14 protein-coding genes are annotated in these 17,447 nt (G+C 43.2%); 3 read left to right on the top strand and 11 right to left on the bottom strand.

All coding sequences use genetic code 11. The features are described from left to right. Position 1: 1 nt before the first annotated feature. The 5 genes from atpH to C1N53_RS18465 all read right to left on the bottom strand — a co-directional run bounded on the left by atpH (position 2) and on the right by C1N53_RS18465 (position 3,252). Entirely contained in the window at positions 2-559 is a 558-nt protein-coding gene (atpH, locus tag C1N53_RS18490) for an ATP synthase F1 subunit delta (RefSeq protein WP_137760724.1), read from the bottom strand. A 56-nt stretch (positions 560-615) separates the two neighbouring features. Beyond that, positions 616-1,110: a F0F1 ATP synthase subunit B gene (locus C1N53_RS18485; RefSeq protein WP_137760723.1), complete on the bottom strand. Its 495-nt coding sequence runs from the start codon at positions 1,108-1,110 to the stop codon at positions 616-618. Positions 1,111-1,269: 159 nt separating this feature from the next. Continuing rightward, complete coding sequence (gene atpE, locus C1N53_RS18480; protein ID WP_137760722.1) at positions 1,270-1,527, bottom strand: ATP synthase F0 subunit C; 258 nt, start codon at positions 1,525-1,527, stop codon at positions 1,270-1,272. A gap of 37 nt (positions 1,528-1,564) precedes the next feature. Next, on the bottom strand, positions 1,565-2,581 hold the full coding sequence (gene atpB / locus C1N53_RS18475) for a F0F1 ATP synthase subunit A (RefSeq protein ID WP_137760721.1): 1,017 nt from the start codon (positions 2,579-2,581) through the stop codon (positions 1,565-1,567). A 431-nt stretch (positions 2,582-3,012) separates the two neighbouring features. Next, a complete protein-coding gene (locus C1N53_RS18465) occupies positions 3,013-3,252 on the bottom strand; it encodes an AtpZ/AtpI family protein (protein WP_137760719.1) in 240 nt (79 codons plus the stop codon). Between the two features lie 340 nt (positions 3,253-3,592). Between C1N53_RS18465 and C1N53_RS18460 the strand changes: the two genes are divergently transcribed. Genes C1N53_RS18460 through uvrC form a run of 3 tightly spaced genes read left to right on the top strand, consistent with a single transcriptional unit; the run spans position 3,593 to position 10,741 of the window. After that, entirely contained in the window at positions 3,593-6,613 is a 3,021-nt protein-coding gene (locus C1N53_RS18460) for a tetratricopeptide repeat protein (protein ID WP_240773271.1), read from the top strand. A gap of 1 nt (position 6,614) precedes the next feature. Further along, on the top strand, positions 6,615-8,927 hold the full coding sequence (locus C1N53_RS18455) for a penicillin-binding protein 1A (RefSeq protein ID WP_206077585.1): 2,313 nt from the start codon (positions 6,615-6,617) through the stop codon (positions 8,925-8,927). Positions 8,928-8,938: 11 nt separating this feature from the next. Then, positions 8,939-10,741 (top strand): excinuclease ABC subunit UvrC, encoded by a 1,803-nt coding sequence (gene uvrC / locus C1N53_RS18450; RefSeq protein WP_137760718.1) that lies wholly within the window; start codon positions 8,939-8,941, stop codon positions 10,739-10,741. Between the two features lie 98 nt (positions 10,742-10,839). Here the strand turns inward: uvrC and gldN are convergent, their stop codons facing one another. The 6 genes from gldN to C1N53_RS18420 form a co-directional block, all read right to left on the bottom strand. Then, positions 10,840-11,703 carry a gliding motility protein GldN gene (gene gldN / locus C1N53_RS18445; RefSeq protein WP_137760717.1) on the bottom strand — a complete coding sequence of 288 codons (864 nt, stop codon included), beginning with the start codon at positions 11,701-11,703 and terminating at the stop codon, positions 10,840-10,842. Positions 11,704-11,728: 25 nt separating this feature from the next. Beyond that, positions 11,729-13,318 (bottom strand): gliding motility protein GldM, encoded by a 1,590-nt coding sequence (gldM, locus tag C1N53_RS18440; protein WP_137760716.1) that lies wholly within the window; start codon positions 13,316-13,318, stop codon positions 11,729-11,731. 45 nt (positions 13,319-13,363) lie between these two features. After that, positions 13,364-14,167 carry a gliding motility protein GldL gene (gldL, locus tag C1N53_RS18435; protein WP_137760715.1) on the bottom strand — a complete coding sequence of 268 codons (804 nt, stop codon included), beginning with the start codon at positions 14,165-14,167 and terminating at the stop codon, positions 13,364-13,366. A gap of 67 nt (positions 14,168-14,234) precedes the next feature. After that, positions 14,235-15,257, bottom strand: coding sequence for an SUMF1/EgtB/PvdO family nonheme iron enzyme (locus C1N53_RS18430; RefSeq protein WP_137760714.1), 1,023 nt, complete (start codon positions 15,255-15,257; stop codon positions 14,235-14,237). 222 nt (positions 15,258-15,479) lie between these two features. Beyond that, positions 15,480-16,439 carry a type IX secretion system membrane protein PorP/SprF gene (locus tag C1N53_RS18425; protein ID WP_137760713.1) on the bottom strand — a complete coding sequence of 320 codons (960 nt, stop codon included), beginning with the start codon at positions 16,437-16,439 and terminating at the stop codon, positions 15,480-15,482. A gap of 164 nt (positions 16,440-16,603) precedes the next feature. After that, positions 16,604-17,407, bottom strand: a complete 804-nt coding sequence (locus C1N53_RS18420; protein ID WP_137760712.1) for a uroporphyrinogen-III synthase — start codon at positions 17,405-17,407, stop codon at positions 16,604-16,606. Between the last annotated feature and the right edge of the window lie 40 nt (positions 17,408-17,447).

Raw genomic sequence — 17,447 nt, 5'->3', positions numbered from 1 at the left:
ATTATAATTTATTGATATAGGAGTTGTCTGTAAAATTATTTTTAAGCTTGCGAATTTTATACTTCACAGAGCTATCTATTTGTTGGTCGCCAATACGAAGCACAAAGCCTCCGATAAGCGACGGATCTACTATTTCTTCTAATTCGACTGCTTTACCAGTTTGATTGGCAAGGCGCTGTGCCAGTTCCTGGCGTAGTGCAGGTGTAAGCGGAGCTGCTGACGTAACAGTTGCTTTCTGAATGCCCTTTCTAAGGTTGTACTGCGTTTTAAACTCAGACGCCACAACATCAAGCAGGGATTCACGGTTTTTACGTGCCACTATGTTAAAGAAAGACAGCGTCATGTCCTGCACCTTTCCTTTAAAGATGCCATTGATAACAGCTAGTTTCTTATCAGATTTAACAATCGGGTTACGCAGCAACAGTTTGAAATCGCGGTTTTGAGAAACAATGTTTGAGAATAATTTCATATCCTCATTCACCTGCTCTAAAACGCCTTTTTCTTCTGCCAGCTCTATCAGCGACTTTGCGTATCTGGAAGCAACTCTAATTTCTGACATATTGCTTTTTTATAATCGAAGATGTTGCTCATGAAGAGCCGCATCAGCTATGTTTATTAGTTTAGCGTTACTTCGTTAATGTATTGCTGGGCCAACGCCTGCTGCGCCTGAGGATCGTTTAACTCTCTTCTCAAAATACGCTCTGCAATTTCTAATGACATAGCAGCCGCCATATTTTTTACTTCTGCTATAGCAGCACGCTTCTCCGTTTCAATTGCTTCGCGGGCACTGGCAATCATGCGCGATCCTTCCTCATTAGCTTTCACCTTAGCCGATTCTACTATGTTATTACCAGCTTCGGTAGCTTCTTTCAGAATTTTATCACGCTCTAAACGTGCTTCAGCCAAAAGTTTTTCGTTTTCAGCTTTTAAACCCTGCATTTCGAGCTTTGCCTTTTCAGCAGCACTTAATGCATTTTCGATGTTTGTTTCACGCTCGCGAAGAGCATTCATGATTGGCTTCCAAGCAACCTTAGAAAGCAGGAACAGAACAATAAGGAATGTTAATGTCTGCCAGAAAATCAGCCCTATACCAGGAGTTACTAATTCCATTTTTTATGAATGTTGTGTATTTAATCGTCTAATACCGCTACTCTTCACAAGTAGCTTACAACTATAATTACAAATTTAAATCTCTACGTCTGGGCCATGCGCCCAGACGAGAGATTAGCAAAAGCTTGTTAGCCTTTGATACCTTTACAGAAGGTTGCCTTATAGAACGACAATCAAAAGACAAACTACCACACCGAACAGGGTTACACCCTCGATAAGAGCAGCTGCAATGATCATCGCTGTCTGGATTTTACCACCAGCCTCTGGCTGACGTGCAATAGACTCCATAGCAGAGCCACCGATTCTACCGATACCTAGACCAGCGCCAAGAGCTACTAGACCAGCACCGATACCAGCACCAAGGACACCTAAACCAGCACCTTCTGAAACAGCTTGAAGCAAGATTGCTAACAACATAATTATAGTTATATAGAGTTAAAAAATAAAATTCCTATTAATGATGCTCCTCTTCATGGTGATGTTCTTCAACAGCACCGCCAAAATACATGGCTGAAAGAAGCGTAAATATGTACGCCTGCAACAGCGCCACAAATAACTCCAGGAAGTTCATGAATGTAGCAAAGGCCACGCTAAGAGGTCCTACTGCAAAACTTCTGAAGATGAAAATCAAACTAAAAAGCGAAAGAATGATGATGTGACCAGCTGTGATGTTTGCAAACAAACGCACCATCAGCGAGAAAGGCTTTGTCAGGATACCGATCAATTCCACTGGTATCATAATCGGAGCAAGCCATCCGGGCACACCTGGTGTAGCAAATATGTGTTTCCAGTAGTTCTTATTTCCGCTAAACACTGTGATCAACAGCGTAATCAGTGCCAGCACAAGCGTAACTGCTATATTACCTGTTAAGTTGGCTCCACCTGGCATTAAGCCTAACAGGTTGTTAAACCATATAAAGAAGAACACGGTAAGCAGGTATGGCATATAGCGCTCATACTTAGGACCAATGTTTGCTTTGGCAATCTCATCACGAATAAAGATAATGATAGGCTCAAAGAACGACTGTATTCCCTTTGGAGCTTTACCAGGATTTTTCTTATACATTCCTGCAATGGTAAAGAACACACCAAACAGCAACGCTACACTAACAAACATAGAAGCCACGTTTTTAGTGATAGACAGGTCATACAAACCCGACTGATCTTCTGTAGGCTCGCCCTCTGCATTCGCCCGGTAGATATGCCCATGCTCTAACACATAACCATTATAGGGAACCGTTTCGTGGTTTTCGTCATAAAAATTATGCGAGGAAAACACATTCACGCTCCCGTTATCGATCAGGATAACAGGCAGGTACAGCGTAGCACCATCTGCAAAGTGCCAGTTGTAATCATCAGCGATGTGATGCGTGATCATATCACCGGCTTGAAATTCCCCGCCTTCCACAGGAGCATCAGCAAAAGCTGATATATTTAAGAAGGAAAACAACAGAACAAATAACTTCTTCATTAAGAATAGTTTAGAAGCAATATTTACGAGCAAGAACACACTTACTTAGTATGCCTTTTCAAATTGGGCCGCAAGTTAGCCAACAAACTATAAATTTCAAACCCTGTAAAGAGGAAATATAACATAAAAAAGTTCAAAACGAAGATAAGTATACCTGCCTTCACAAAATAGGCATAGCCCAGCACCACCGCCAGACTTAGAACAAACCGGAAACCTACCGCGCTGAAATAATATACCTGAAAATTTTCGGGATCGTTTTTAACGCCTAAGTCTGTAATATAATAGGCGAACCCTGTCACAAAAACAAAGAAAGCTCCTATGTACCATATATACTGATGCACCAGCATATGGCCTGTAAAATACATCAGCATCCAAATGACAAGACCTATGATACCCGAAAAGATGACTAGATTTCTATAAAAGAGCACGTATTATTTTTTTATAAGTGACATAACTGCTAAAACCATTGAAGCGACAATTGCAACTATTAAAAATGTTATAGTGAACCATGGTTTGTCTGTTCCTAGTGCTTTATCCAGCTTCTGGCCTGCAAAAGCCGCTATCACCATAGCACCAATCATCTGGAAAGCCAGACCGGAATATCTAACATACTCCTTTATATTATCTCCACGCTGAGGCTTTTCAGGCTTTTGTTCTGAAGTATTTCCCATACCTTTAAAATGCATACAAAATTACTGCTTTTTACGTGGTTCACAGCAATTAATGCTTTTCAAGCTAAAATAAAGGAGTAGCTGTTCCTTTGCAGCTTCACAACTCTGCCTGAAACCAATTCTTATTTTCTATAGTTCAATAGCAGGTTCTAAGAATGACTGTTAAGCTATAAACACATACTTTAGTTAATATTCAATACTTTATTATATTTTTGCAAGATTACCTGCTACTGTAAACTTTTAGTGAAGCAGTAACCTGTTGTAGTTGCTATACTTAACAGAATAGCCGCAGCGTTATTTATAATATCGAATAAAATTAGTGTTTTAGCCACCATATCACGTGTACGTTACTATCTTGAATACCCGGTTTATCTACATACTGCTTTTAGTTGCTGCCACACTTACCACAGCATGTTCTGTTGAGCGCAATAATCCGCTTAGCAAAGCCTACCATAATACTACTGCGCATTACAACGGCTACTTTCTGGCAAATGAAAAGATGGCGGCTATCGAGAAAAGCCTGCAGGAGCAGATGGTTTACGACTATAATCTCATGCTTCCTGTTTACCCTGCCATAGACTCAAATACTTATAAAGCATTTGAGTCCGACCTAGAAGATGTGGTAAAGAAGGCATCTTTCCCGATTCAGTATCATAAGAACAGCAAGTGGATAGACGACAGCTACCTGCTGGTTGGCAAAGCACGCTACTACCAACTTAACTTTACAGAAGCCGCGCAAACCTTTAAGTACATTAACACCAATAGCACCGACCGCCATACCCGCCACGAAGCTCTGGTGTGGTTGATGCGCTGCTTTATGCAGGAAAAGGAGTGGGATAATGCCTGGGCAGTTTCTGATGTGCTGCGAAAGGAACGATTGAATAAGGATAATGCCCGGGAACTCTATCTGGCACGCGCTCAGTATCACCTGCACCAAGGCGACACAGCAGCTCTTATGGAAAACCTGGCTCTTTCAGTACCTAACTTTGAAGAGCGGGACGACCAGTCGCGTGTCAGGTTTTCATTAGGAAGGCTTTACCAGTTTACAAGCCAGGACAAGGAGGCCTTTAAGCAATATAATAGAATTCTGAAACGTAACCCGCCTTATGACCTGGCTTTCTTCAGCAGGTTATACCTGGGGCAGGTAACAGAGCTGTCTAACACCCACGACAAAGATCGTATAGCAGGTTATTACCGCAAAATGCTTAAAGACAGTAAAAACACAGAATACCGGGACAAGATATACTATGAAATGGCGCTGTTTGAACTCCGCCAGCAAAATTACGATAAGGCAATGGACCTCCTGCAGCAGTCTTTGAAAGAGAATGGAACACTGCAAAACCAGAAAGCCTATTCTTACCAGTTGGCAGGTGAGATTTATTTCGAGAACCTGGGCAAATTTACACTGGCACAAGCCTATTACGATAGCGCCGTTCAGGTGCTCCCTCAACAGGCACCGGGTTATGCACAGGTGGTGGAAAGAAAAGATGTACTAACAGACTTTGTTACACAATACAATACGATTCAGACACAGGACAGCCTGCAGCGCCTGGCTAAACTCAGCGACAGCGAACGTATGGCTTACCTGCACCTGGTTGTGCAGCAGGAGGAAGAGCAGCGCCTGCAGGAACTGGCCCGGCAGCAGGAAAGACAGCAAAACGATGATATGCGCGCCAGCAGCCCTGTGAACAGCAACAGGAACAATACTGCTTTTGCCAGCAATACTACTACAGCCAGTGGCGTATGGTATTACGATAACCCGGCAGCCATGGCAACAGCACGCTCAGAATTTGTGCGCAGATGGGGCAACAGACCACTTCAGGACAACTGGCGCCTTCAGAACCGGGGCAACAATGAAGAACCGGCCCCTGCTATTGCTCAGGCTACAGCAACAGAAGCTCCGGCCGAAGATACTGAAGCCCGCCAGGAGGCACAAGTACAGACATACCTAAAAAACATCCCGCTTACCACATTGGCGATGCAGCAGTCAGAAAAACTGATTGAGGATGCTTTATTTAACCTAGGCAAAATTTATAGCCAAAAATTGAACGACAGCAAGCAGGCTGCCGATACATATGCGCAGCTTTTAAAGCGCTACCCTAATTCTGAACATGCTCCGGAAGTAAACTATAGCCTGTACCTGATCTACGAAAAATTAGACGATGCACAAAAACAAACCTACTATACACAGCTGAAGCAGAAGTATCCGAATACAATTTATGCGAAACTGGTAGATGATCCTGCCTATATGTCTCAGAATGCAGAGGAGAATGTAAAAGCGCACCAGCTGTATGATTCTGCTTACGGTTTGTATGAGCAACGTAAGTATGAGCAAGCCTCTGCACTCCTTAAGCAGTTGCAAAGCCATTACCCGCATAACGATATCAGCGATAAAGCTGCTTTTTTAGGCGTAATGATAACAGCCCGTACAGAAAAGCCACAGGCATTAAGGGAGCAGTTAAACCGCTTTAAATCCGGTTATCCAAGAAGCCCGTTAATTGATAAGGCAAATCAGTTGTTGGCTACCTACTCAGATCTTGAGCAGAAGAACCTGCTACGGAAGGACGCGCCGTCTGCCGCAGCGGCTACTGATCAGGAGGCACAGCTATCCCAGGCCAAAGCTAACCTGGATATGGCAGCGACCGCTGTTGCTTCTACAGAGAACAGAGCAGTTCCTCAGCCGAAGCAGCAGCAGGAGAAAAAGCCAGAAGCTGCCAGCCCTGCCGTTACTATATCAGAAACGCCTAAAGCTGTAACTACTCCTGAAACAGTAAATCCGGTTGAAGTAAAACAGGAAGCTCCGGCTAAACCGGCCACGCCTCCAACTGCGGCCAAAGAAGATGCAAAGCAGCAGGAAGTAGCTACGCAGCAAGCAGAAGCCCGACAGGCAGCCCAGGTGGAGCAGCAAACCAATGCTGCTATAACACAGGCCAAGCCAGAAGACCTGGTGGTAACAGATTCTGAACTTGCCCCGCGCGACGCTTCAGCCGATTCGTTACAGTACTCCACCGATCAGGACTCTATTTACTACTATGTTATAGCGTATCCTTCTAACTCTCCTGCCTTTAAAGACATGAGAGAGAAGTATGAAAAGTATAACAACACTTATTATAAAAACCAGAACCTAACTGTTGAAGCTATCCGCTACGAAAGAGATAAAGTCATACTGGTAACCCGCGCTTTCAATAACTTTAAGATAGCGCAGGATTATAATATAAAACAAAAAGGACCTTTGGCACCTGTCGGAAGAATTAGAGGAGTAGATTTCACTACCTTTGTTATCTCTTCTGCCAACTATAAGATATTTTTGCGGAAGCAAGACTTAAAAGACTATCTGAACTTCTTCAGAACTAATTACTAAAATGAGTACAACCACCACTCGTCAGAAAGAAAAGAAAATTTACCCAAAGGTAATCACAACATTATGGCTGCTTTTTGTGGGTGGCTTTCTAGTTTTTGTACTGTATGTATACGCAGTAAGCATTAACTTTCTGAACCTGTTCGGAGAGCTACCTAACCTGCGCACCCTCGAGAACCCTAAAAGCGCTTTGTCTTCTGAGCTTTACTCTGCCGATAATGTTGTGCTGGGAAAATATTTCCGTGAGAATCGTTCGCCTGTTGAGTACGATGAACTTCCCCAGAACCTGATTGACGCCCTGGTAGCCACAGAAGATATCCGTTTCGAAGAGCATGCCGGCATCGATCCCGAAGCCATGGCACGCGTAGCAGGCTCTTTATTGATAGGCACTTCTAAGGGTGGTGGCAGTACCCTTACACAACAGGTAGCTAAAAACCTTTTCAGAACCCGTGGCGAAGAGTTGAACACCGGCTCTTTAAACGATGTTCCTGGCTTGCGCACGCTTATTATCAAAACAAAAGAGTGGCTAATGGCCGTTAAGCTGGAGCGGTCTTATACCAAAAAAGAGATCCTGGTAATGTACCTGAACATCTTTGAGTTCGGGAGTAATGCTTTCGGTATAGAATCCGCTGCTAAAACCTTCTTTAACAAGAAGCCTGGCGATCTGGAAGTTCAGGAATCGGCAGTGTTGGTGGGCCTTTTTAAAAACCCGAACTACTATAGCCCTAAATTTAATCCTGAGAACTCTAAAAGGAGGCGCAATGTGGTGCTATCTCAGATGGTTAAGTATGGCTTTCTGCCCCAGGAAGAGTATGATAAGCTAAAAGAAATAGATATAAAGCTTGATTACCGGGTAGAAAACCAGAACATTGGCCTTGCTCCTTACTTCAGAACGGAAGCAAGCAAGTTTTTACAGCAGTGGTGCCGCGAAAATGGGTATGACCTTTATGCCGATGGTCTTAAGATCTATACAACCATCGACTCTCGTATGCAGCGCTATGCCGAAGAGGCCATGGTGGAACACATGAAAGAAAAGCAAAAAGAGTTTTTTGATCATTGGAAAGGCAGAAACCCTTGGATAGATCGTAACGGAGCCGAGATAAAAGATTTTGTTCAGACTGCTATTAAAAGAACAGACCGCTACCGCAGCCTGAACAGAAAGTATGACGGCAACCAAGACTCCATCAACTATTACCTGAACAAGAAAGTACCGATGACTATTTTCACCTGGAATGGTGAAAAGCAGGTAGAGATGAGTCCAATAGATTCGCTGAAGTACTACAAGCACTTCCTGCAGGCCGGTTTTATGGCCATGGAGCCTCAGACAGGTTATATCAAAGCATGGGTGGGTGGCATTAACTATAAGCACTTTAAATACGACCACGTAAAGCAAGGGGCCCGTCAGCCTGGGTCTACGTTTAAGCCATTCCTGTATACAGCGGCTATTGAAAGCGGTTATTATCCATGCTACGAAGTTATTGATACGAAAGTATGCGTCCCGCTACCTGACGGCAATATGTGGTGCCCGAACAATTCGGATAATAAGTATTCAGGGAAAAAGTACACCCTTAGAAATGCGCTTGCAGAATCGGTAAACTCAATTTCTGCCTTCCTGGTTAGTAAAATTGGCCCCGAGGCAATGGCTGAAACGGCTAAGCGAATGGGTATTTCTACTCCTCTGGATGCCACTCCATCGCTGGCTTTAGGCGTAAGTGACGTAACGCTTTACGACATGGTTGGTGCTTATGGTACGTTTGTAAATAGTGGAACCTGGACTCAGCCAACGTATATCACACGCATTGAGGATAAACATGGTAATGTATTGGCTGAGTTTGTACCTAAAAAAGTAGATGCGCTTAGTGAGGAAACAGCCTATATGATGGTGCACATGTTAAAAGCTGCTGCCGAACCAGGTGGTACCGCTTATTACGGCCTGCGCCATCGGAACGGGTTGAAAAATGAAATAGGCGGTAAAACAGGTACAACACAGAATCAATCTGATGCGTGGTTTATGGGCATTACGCCAAATCTGGTGTGCGGCACCTGGGTCGGTGGCGAAGATCGTTCCATTCACTTCAGGAGCATTGCCCTGGGGCAAGGCAACAAATTAGCGATGCCGGTATATGGCAGATTTATGCAGAAAGTGTATGCCGATAAATCGCTCGATGTGTCAAAAGAACCTTTTCCTAAACCTTCTACGCCTTTATCTGTAGAATTAGATTGTTCTAAGTATAATAACGGGGCACCTGCAGACTCTACCAAACAGGGTGAGTTTTTACAACTGCCTACCGATATTGACCTGGACGCTGTTATCTAATAAAAACGTGCATGGCTGCAAATGAGAGGCTGAGGGAGAAGATATCGCACCTTCCTCATAAGCCTGGTATATATAAATTCTTCGACGAAAAAGGTATTATCTATGTTGGTAAAGCAGTTGATATCAGGAAACGCGTTAGCTCCTATTTCAACCGCTCTACACAGCATAATAAGAAAACACTAAAACTGGTTTCCCAGATCAAGGATATTGAGTTTACCATAGTAGACACAGAAGCAGACGCTTTTCTGCTGGAGAATAACCTGATCAAACAATACCAGCCGAAGTATAATATCCTGCTAAAGGACGGCAAAACGTATCCTTACATTTGTATAGTGAATGAGCGTTTTCCACGGATCATTAGCACCCGCAATAAAATAAACGATGGTTCGCGCTACTTTGGCCCTTACCCAAGTGGTACTACTATGAATGTGGTGCTGGACCTCATCAGGACGCTTTATCCTTTACGTACCTGTACCTACAACCTATCTCAGGAGAACATTGCGGCCGGTAAATTTAAAGTATGCCTAGAGTATCATATCGGCAACTGTAAAGGCCCGTGCGAAAATCTGGTGGATGAAACAACTTATAATGAGTACATCTCCCAGATCAGAAGCATTTTGTCTGGTAACTTGTCTATTGCAAAAAACTACTTTAAAGAGCGCATGGCAGTTGCGGCTGAAGAATATCAGTTTGAGGTAGCGCACCAGTATAAGCAAAAGCTGGACATGCTGGATGATTTTCAGGCCAAGTCTACAGTGGTAAGTAATACATTAACAAATATTGATGTATTCACGATTACGTCTAACGAGAAGTGCGCCTTCATTAACTACCTGAAAGTGATGAACGGTTCTATTATCTTAACGCAGTCGCTGGAGATACAGAAAAAGCTGGATGAAGCAGACGAAGACATTATGGCCTCTGTTATTGTGCAGTTGCGCCATGAATTTGAAAGCACGTCCCGTGAGATTATTACCAACATAGAACTTACACTTCCTTTAGATAATGTAACTGTTTCTCTTCCCCAGATCGGCGATAAGCGCAAGCTCATAAACCTATCGCTAAAGAACGCGTTGTACCTGCGCAAGGAGCGGGAGGGCCGGCAGGAGAAGAATAAAGACCTAGGTGAGCAGCGCGAGCTCCGTGTGCTCGAGACAATGAAGAAAGACCTGAGGCTTACTGAACTGCCACGCCACATTGAGTGCTTCGATAACTCTAACTTTCAGGGCGATAATCCGGTGGCCTCTATGGTGTGCTTTAAGAATGGCAAGCCGAGTAAAAAGGACTACCGCCACTTCAATATTAAAACTGTGGTTGGGCCGAACGACTTTGAGTCGATGTACGAAATTGTTACCCGTCGCTATAAACGACTGCTAGAAGAAAACCAGCCACTGCCTCAGCTCATTATTATTGATGGCGGTAAAGGACAGTTGAGCTTTGCGGTACAGGCACTTAAAGACCTAAACCTATGGGGGCAAATAGCCATTATTGGTATTGCGAAGCGACTGGAGGAAATCTTTTATCCAGGTGATAAACTGCCTCTGTATATCGATAAAAAATCTGAATCGCTTAAACTGATACAGCGGCTGCGCAACGAAGCACACCGTTTTGCTATCACCTTCCATAGAAGCAAGCGTGATGCCAGCACTTTAAAGACAGAGCTAACTGAAGTAAAAGGAATTGGCCCCGCCACCGCACAAGCACTTCTTTTAAAATACAAATCTGTTAAGAAACTGAAAGAGCTGTCGCAGCAGGAACTGGAAGAAGAAGTAGGCCAGTCTAAAGCGCAGATTTTATACAATTTTCTGCACCAGTAACATTTACTTCAGGAACAGGTAGGATGGCATAAAAAAGAAGCGGGAGGCTCTGTTGAACCACCCGCTTTCTTTTTGTATAGTTAAGCTAAGTTATCAGCTTAGTAGCTCCAAAGGCTATATTCATACTCTATAAGAGCTTCAGCAGCGTCCTGAGCAGCTAACAATCCTTTTCGTCCACCACCGTAGATGTCAGCAAGACCTCTATCGTTCGGGTTAGAAATTTTTGTGATGTATGAGCTGAATAACCACAGGTCGAAAGCGTCGGCAAGGTTTTTATGCTGTGCATCATTCTGAGCATTAAACCAGATAGCCACATCAGGATTGTTCCTGAACACTTTTACCAAGTCATTCATCCTGAAAGTACCTACCGTCTGCTCAAACCCTAATGGGTTTAGAGTAGCAGGCACTTTGATGCTGATTGTCTGAATGTCATGATACATGCGTGAACGCTTCTTATCAAACACGACATTCTCTTTCAGCTCAAGCAGGTATAGTTGCTTTGCAAAATATTCGTTGCTTGCCGGAGCAGAAGTCTCGGTGGCTGATGAGCCTAAAGCTGCGCCCCATGCATCATCTTCACTTTCCTGCTGCTCACCAAAACCTGCTGCAATTTCTTCTTCTGTTAATGTCGCCCCTTGTTCTTTTGGAGTCATATTTCCAAGAAACTCCTCTTTCGTGAGTGGTACATTTACAGAATCAGTCTTATAAGCAACAAGTTCTCCACTTTTCACAGCATCAATTAAGATTCTGGTAATCTCTCTGTTTTCAGAGAACATAGGCGTGTTTTGCTTTTCACGCAAATCGATTTTACGCCAAACTGTTTTCTTAAACAAGATATCGTGCTCCGGAATCGGCCTTGCCGACGGGCTGCTTGATTGCGTATTAGGCACTTGCTGTGCAAAAGCTCCTAAAGAGAGCAGTACACCTGCCGCTACACCACCTATTGCTTTTATCAGTTTCATACGCTTTGTTAGCTTCTAATTTTGATTAATTAAGCGGAACAGTAAAAATTCCATCTCCGCCGGCATTTGCTGCCACAGCATTGCCCTGGTAGTTCAGGCGCTTTACTTCAAGTACCTCAATGGTAACCCGATCACCTTTACCCGCCTTAGATGCAAATCTGCTCAGGTCAGCATTTGGCCCATTAAATTCAGCCTGATCGATAGGGTTAGATCCTCTTACCAGGAAAGCTCTCCATTTGGTTACTCTGAAACGAGCTTCCTGTGGTAAAGCCTGGCTAAATCCTTCGTCAGCAATGGCACGCATTTCTACGGCTCTGATAGACTGGGCTGGAATACCTCTTTTCTGATCGATTGGCTTACCGTTTACTACTACGGCAAGAGAAGGTTTCGGAATCGGACGGACTCTGAATTTTTCAGAACCAATTGCGTTTCCACCGCTACTCACATTAAGAGTAACTTCAGTTGCGTTAGGAATAATTGTTACTAACCCCTTTTTAGCACCTTTTATAGCCGAACCGCCTGAAGCCGAGAAGCTAGGATCATATACCGCACCTAAAGCAGGTACTTGTACGTTCAGCTCATTGGCACACTGGAAGTACAACTGCTGAATAGCAGCAGATTGAATCTGGATAACTGGCTTTGCCACTATGTAAGTTTCTTCAACCGGAAGGGTTTGTGTGTTTCCTCCCTGGTTAATAGTTACCTGCCCTTTCCATGTCTGCTTAGAGTTTCCTTCTGCATCATAATTATTAGCAGCAGCCGTAAATTCAATAATACCCTTTCCGCCTTCTACTTTCACAGGTTTACCCTGGAACGTCATCGTTGGTGTAATGGCATCTGAAGAAGCAGCAATAAACATTTCTGCTCTATATTTGGTACCAGCTGCAACTACTTTAGACTCTGCACGAGCCATGGCAAAAATTTTCTCAAATTTGATAATATCCGCACCTACTTTAGCAGCTAAACTTTGCAAAGCATCCGCTTCATACTTCAGCACTTCAGATTCTTTCTGGGAAAGGAAAGCCAAAGCAGCTACAAGTGGCGTTTCTTCAAAGCCCAGGTGCGCAAAATCCTTTCTTCTCTGCACCGGATCATTCTTTGCAATAGGATCTTCGTTACCATCTAATGCAATGCTCTGAGGGATGTTTTCGTTGTACTGACGCAAAAACTTAGCATAGTTGTTCAGCCTGTCCTTCAGTTCATAAGCAGCGCCGTTGTTAGAACCACCTATCATGGTCATGTTTACAATCTCATTTGCTTCAGGGTTCACGTAGTGCCCTTCGGCATTCACATCTCCAGCTCTTCCGATCAGTTCCTGTCTTACGCCTCTTATGTAGGTAATAAGTTCTTCTGTTTGTTTTCTAACAGATTCTGCATTTGAAAGTACCCGTTTGTCGTTTTCTGTTCCGGGGCCTTCACTCACAGACTTTCTGATATTTGATACTACGCCGGCATTATCTGATATCGTTTTATCATTCAGTTCCTTTAAACTGTTATCCAGGAACTCAAACTTTAACAGAATAGCCGAACTCACGTTCAGAGCTAAAAGAGCGGTAAGTACTAAGTACATCATACCGATCATCTTCTGCCGTGGGGTCTCTTTTCCTCCAGCCATTTTTTATACTATAGGGTCTTTGTCTTTTGTTGATTTTGTTAATAGTTAGCTTTTCATAGCTGTTAACATATTACCATACACTGTGTTAAGAGAGTGTAGGTTCTTTGTTAATTGTGCTACTTCCTGCTTAAATTGTTCGGTATCTTTTCCTGCGTCAGTCAGGTTTTCCATTGCTACGCTCAGGCTACCATAGAACTTGTTCATGGTTTTCAGGTGATTATTTGTATCCTGAAGTTCCATTTCATACACAGCGTTTAATGCTCCAAGGTTGCGTGTCATGTTCTGCACCTGGTTGTGGTACTCTTTTGCATCTACAGCAGATCCTGCCATTTGCGACAAGGCATCAGCAGTAGCAGCATAAGCTTTGTTTATTTCGCCTAACTGACCTGCAGCATTTCTTACTTTAATAGTATAATCATCTGTTGCGGCAGCAGCCTGGCTCAAGTCTGCCATTTGAGCAGTTGTTTCGCTCAGACGGTTCAGGCCCATACCAAGAGAGTTCATAGTTTCAGGAGTTACGTTGGCATCACGCAGCATATCATCCAGTTTTCTAGTTAAACCAGATCCGCCGCCTACTGCTGTTGCTGTTGCAGGCATTAAAGCTTCTCCAGTATAATCGTCTGCTAATTGCGGATAAACACGTGCCCAATCCGGCTCATGCGACTGTGGCTGAAATGCACTCAGAGCAAAAATAATAGCTTCTGTACTAAGACCTACTATCAACATCAAATCGGCACCATCCCAGTGTTGTATTTTAAACAACGCTCCCACAATAACAACCGCAGCACCAAGGCCATATATTTTAGGCATTAATACATCGAATAAAAAGTTGCCTCTAGCTTTGCTCATTTTATTTTCTAATTAGATTTTGAGGTTTAATAAATATAAAGGTTTGAAAATTAAGTTTGTTATGCGATTATCTTCTGAATTCTCTTCCGGATGATCTTCCCAAATAAGTCACCACGTTTCGGAAGCCAATGTAGGATCTGGCAGAATCCTGGTACTCGAAGTTTCTGGTACCGGTCTCCAGGAAGTAAGCTATATCTTTCCATGATCCGCCTCTCACAATTTTGCGGGGCTCGTTGTCGTCGTTATAAACCGGGTTAAGGTCCCAAACCAATGGAACAGCAGCATCAGCATAGGCATCTTCGCACCATTCTGCCACGTTACCAGACATATCGTAGAGGCCAAAGTCGTTCGGGAAGAATTGCGCTACAGGGGCCGTATAAGTAAAGCCATCGCTGTAGTAGTCGCCTCTGCCGGGTTTGAAGTTTGCCAGCAAACAGCCTTTTGCATTGCGCAGGTAAGGTCCGCCCCAAGGGAATGTAGCCATATCGCGTCCCCCTCTTGCGGCATACTCCCATTCTGCCTCAGATGGCAACCTGAAGCCCGGGATTGGGGCTCTTCCTCTTTCGGCATTTGCCTGGTTTTTGTGCTTGGTGCGCCAGGTACTGAATTGTCTTGCCGCAAACCAATCTACACCTACTACCGGATATTCATCAAAAGCAGGGTGTGTATAGTAATATTCCATCAGCGGGTCACCCATGTGATAAGAGAAGTCTCTCACCCATACCGTTGTATCAGGATATAACTGCGACATAATGTACTCCTCTCCCAACACATCCAGAGAGTCTTCCATCATCACATTCATAAACTGGCGGTATTCATTGTTCGTGATTTCTGTTTCATCCATATAGAAACCACTTATAGTTACCTGCTTATTCATATTAGCCATAGTGGCCGCAATGTCCTGATCTGCCTGTCCCATGTGGAAAGTTCCACCAGGGCAAGCCACCATACCGTAAGGGACTTCCTGAGCATTAAATTCTGGCCTATCTTCTGCTCCGACAAGATCACCTTGCGGACCTCTTCCCATACCACAGCCTGCTAGTATCACCACCGCCAAACCGAAGAAAGACAGTTTATGTAATTTGTTCATGATGATTCTTAAAAAAGTAAAATTTCCTAGTATAAATAACTGCACGCATTTATAGGTGTAGCAAATATATGAGAATAATAAATAATTAAAACAAATATTTGTTTTAGCATTAAATTATATTATCTCAACGGCACTACCTTCCCTTTATTGTTTATAATTGTTTGTATTTTTTCTGTTTTTGTAAAAAAACTTATTTAGACATTTTCTTGATAAAAGCATACTTTATCTCGAGAAATAATAACGAGGAGTTCGAACTGGCGGACGGAACCTGACAACTGGTTCAGGCAATCTGTATGACATCATCACCTCATGTGACGATGGGGCTTTTGCATATCTATTTAATGTAGTGAAATCAAAAGCATATCCAACTCTTAGTGCATTCCCCTCAAATAAGCTTATACCTACAAGCGCACTAACAGCTTCTTGATGCCGATAATTCAAACCGAGCCAATATTTTTCCAGAAAAGTTGCCCTGGCTCCTGCATCGAACGAAAATGTCTCAGTATCATGCTTTAATAATACTGTTGGTGTTAAAGTGACATCCCTAGTCAAAGGAAAATTATAGCCTCCTGTTACATAAATATGGTGCTCTCCTAAGACCGTTCCCACACTATCTCCTGTCACATCCTCAAACTCATACTTTGATTTAAGTAAATTTGTTACTCCCCCACCTGCATAAAATGTTGAAGATTCGTACCAGACGCCTGCCCCCAGATCATACTTGGTGTCGGAACTATTAAACGGTACATGAGGATCGTTATCCTGCCTGGCCCTGTAGCTACCTTTTTTATAATTATTAATATTTCCCTGAACCCCCACTCCTAGTTTACCCTCGCCGATATTAATATGGAAAGAATAAGAAAGTGCTGCATTGGTAACCGTAGTGTTGGCAATTTGGTCTCGCAAAAGATTTATCCCTAAACCTCCCTTTAGAAAATGGACCGGCGTGTGTGCTGAAATGAGCAAAGTCTGAGGGGAGCCACCATCATCGAAAGATGCATTATAGCCAAGCCACTGATACCTAAAAAGTGACATAACCTCAGGGCGGTTTGTGATGCCGGCATAAGCAGGACTTATGTACAACCCATTAAAACCATAATGGCTAAACTGAGGCTGCTGTTGCGCCTTTGCAAAGGGCTGGCATAGCAGCAACAGTAAGACTATTGGTAAAAGCTTTCTCATAGGCTGTTGCAAGAAGGCAAGGTATAGTTAGACAGAATACGGAACAACAACAATCAAATATAGGTATTAAACGCTAAAACGCAAAAGCAAGTATGTTTGATACATATCTCGCTTTTGCGTTTTAAGTATTATGGAAAAATAACGTAAAAGTTACAGCCTTCTACTTATTTTTTTGCCTTCATATTCTGAATGTATACCTCTATTGCTCCGGTCATGGAAGGGGCATTTGGCATAGGGGCCTCAATATCCAACTCTAACCCGGCATCGCGCACAGCCTTAGCAGTAGTTGGCCCGAAAGCGGCAATGCGTGTGTTATTCTGCTTAAAGTTCGGGAAGTTGATAAACAGCGAGCTTATTCCTGACGGGCTGAAGAAAGCTATACAATCGTACGTTACATCATCCAGATCAGAAAGATCGGCTGCTACCGTCTTATAAATAATAGCTTCTGTATGCTTGATTTTGTTTGCCTCCAGAAACTCCGGAATATCTTCCTTCCGAATGTTAGAGCAAGGGAACAGGAATTTCTCGTTCTTATGCTTTTTAATTACCTCGAACAGATCCTTGGCTGTTTTTTCACCTACAAATAACTTACGCTTGCGCAGCACGATGTACTTCTGCAGATAGTAAGCTGTCTGATCTGAAATACAGAAATACTTCATATCGGCAGGCATCTCAATTTTGCTTTCCTGGCAGATTCTGAAGAAGTGATCTACTGCATTACGGCTGGTAAAAATAACGGCTGTATGTGCCAGAATGTCAACTTTATCTTTTCGAAATTCTTTATAAGGAACTGGCTCAACCTCAATAAAAGCTCTGAAATCCACCTTAATACCATACTTTTCAGCAATAGACAAATAAGGAGAATTGTCTGTAGTTGGTTGTGGTTGCGTTACAAGAATGCTTTTAATAGGAATTTCGTGTCTGTCTGGATTAGCCCAAGGCGTTACCGTTACATTACTCTCAGCCATAATGTATAGAAGTTATTTATTTTTATACCCGCTCTTCCCG

Source organism: Pontibacter sp. SGAir0037 (genome assembly GCF_005491705.1).
GTDB lineage: Bacteria > Bacteroidota > Bacteroidia > Cytophagales > Hymenobacteraceae > Pontibacter.
The sequence above is the reverse complement of the archived record's forward strand: the minus strand, read 5'-3'. Positions and strand labels throughout refer to the sequence as shown.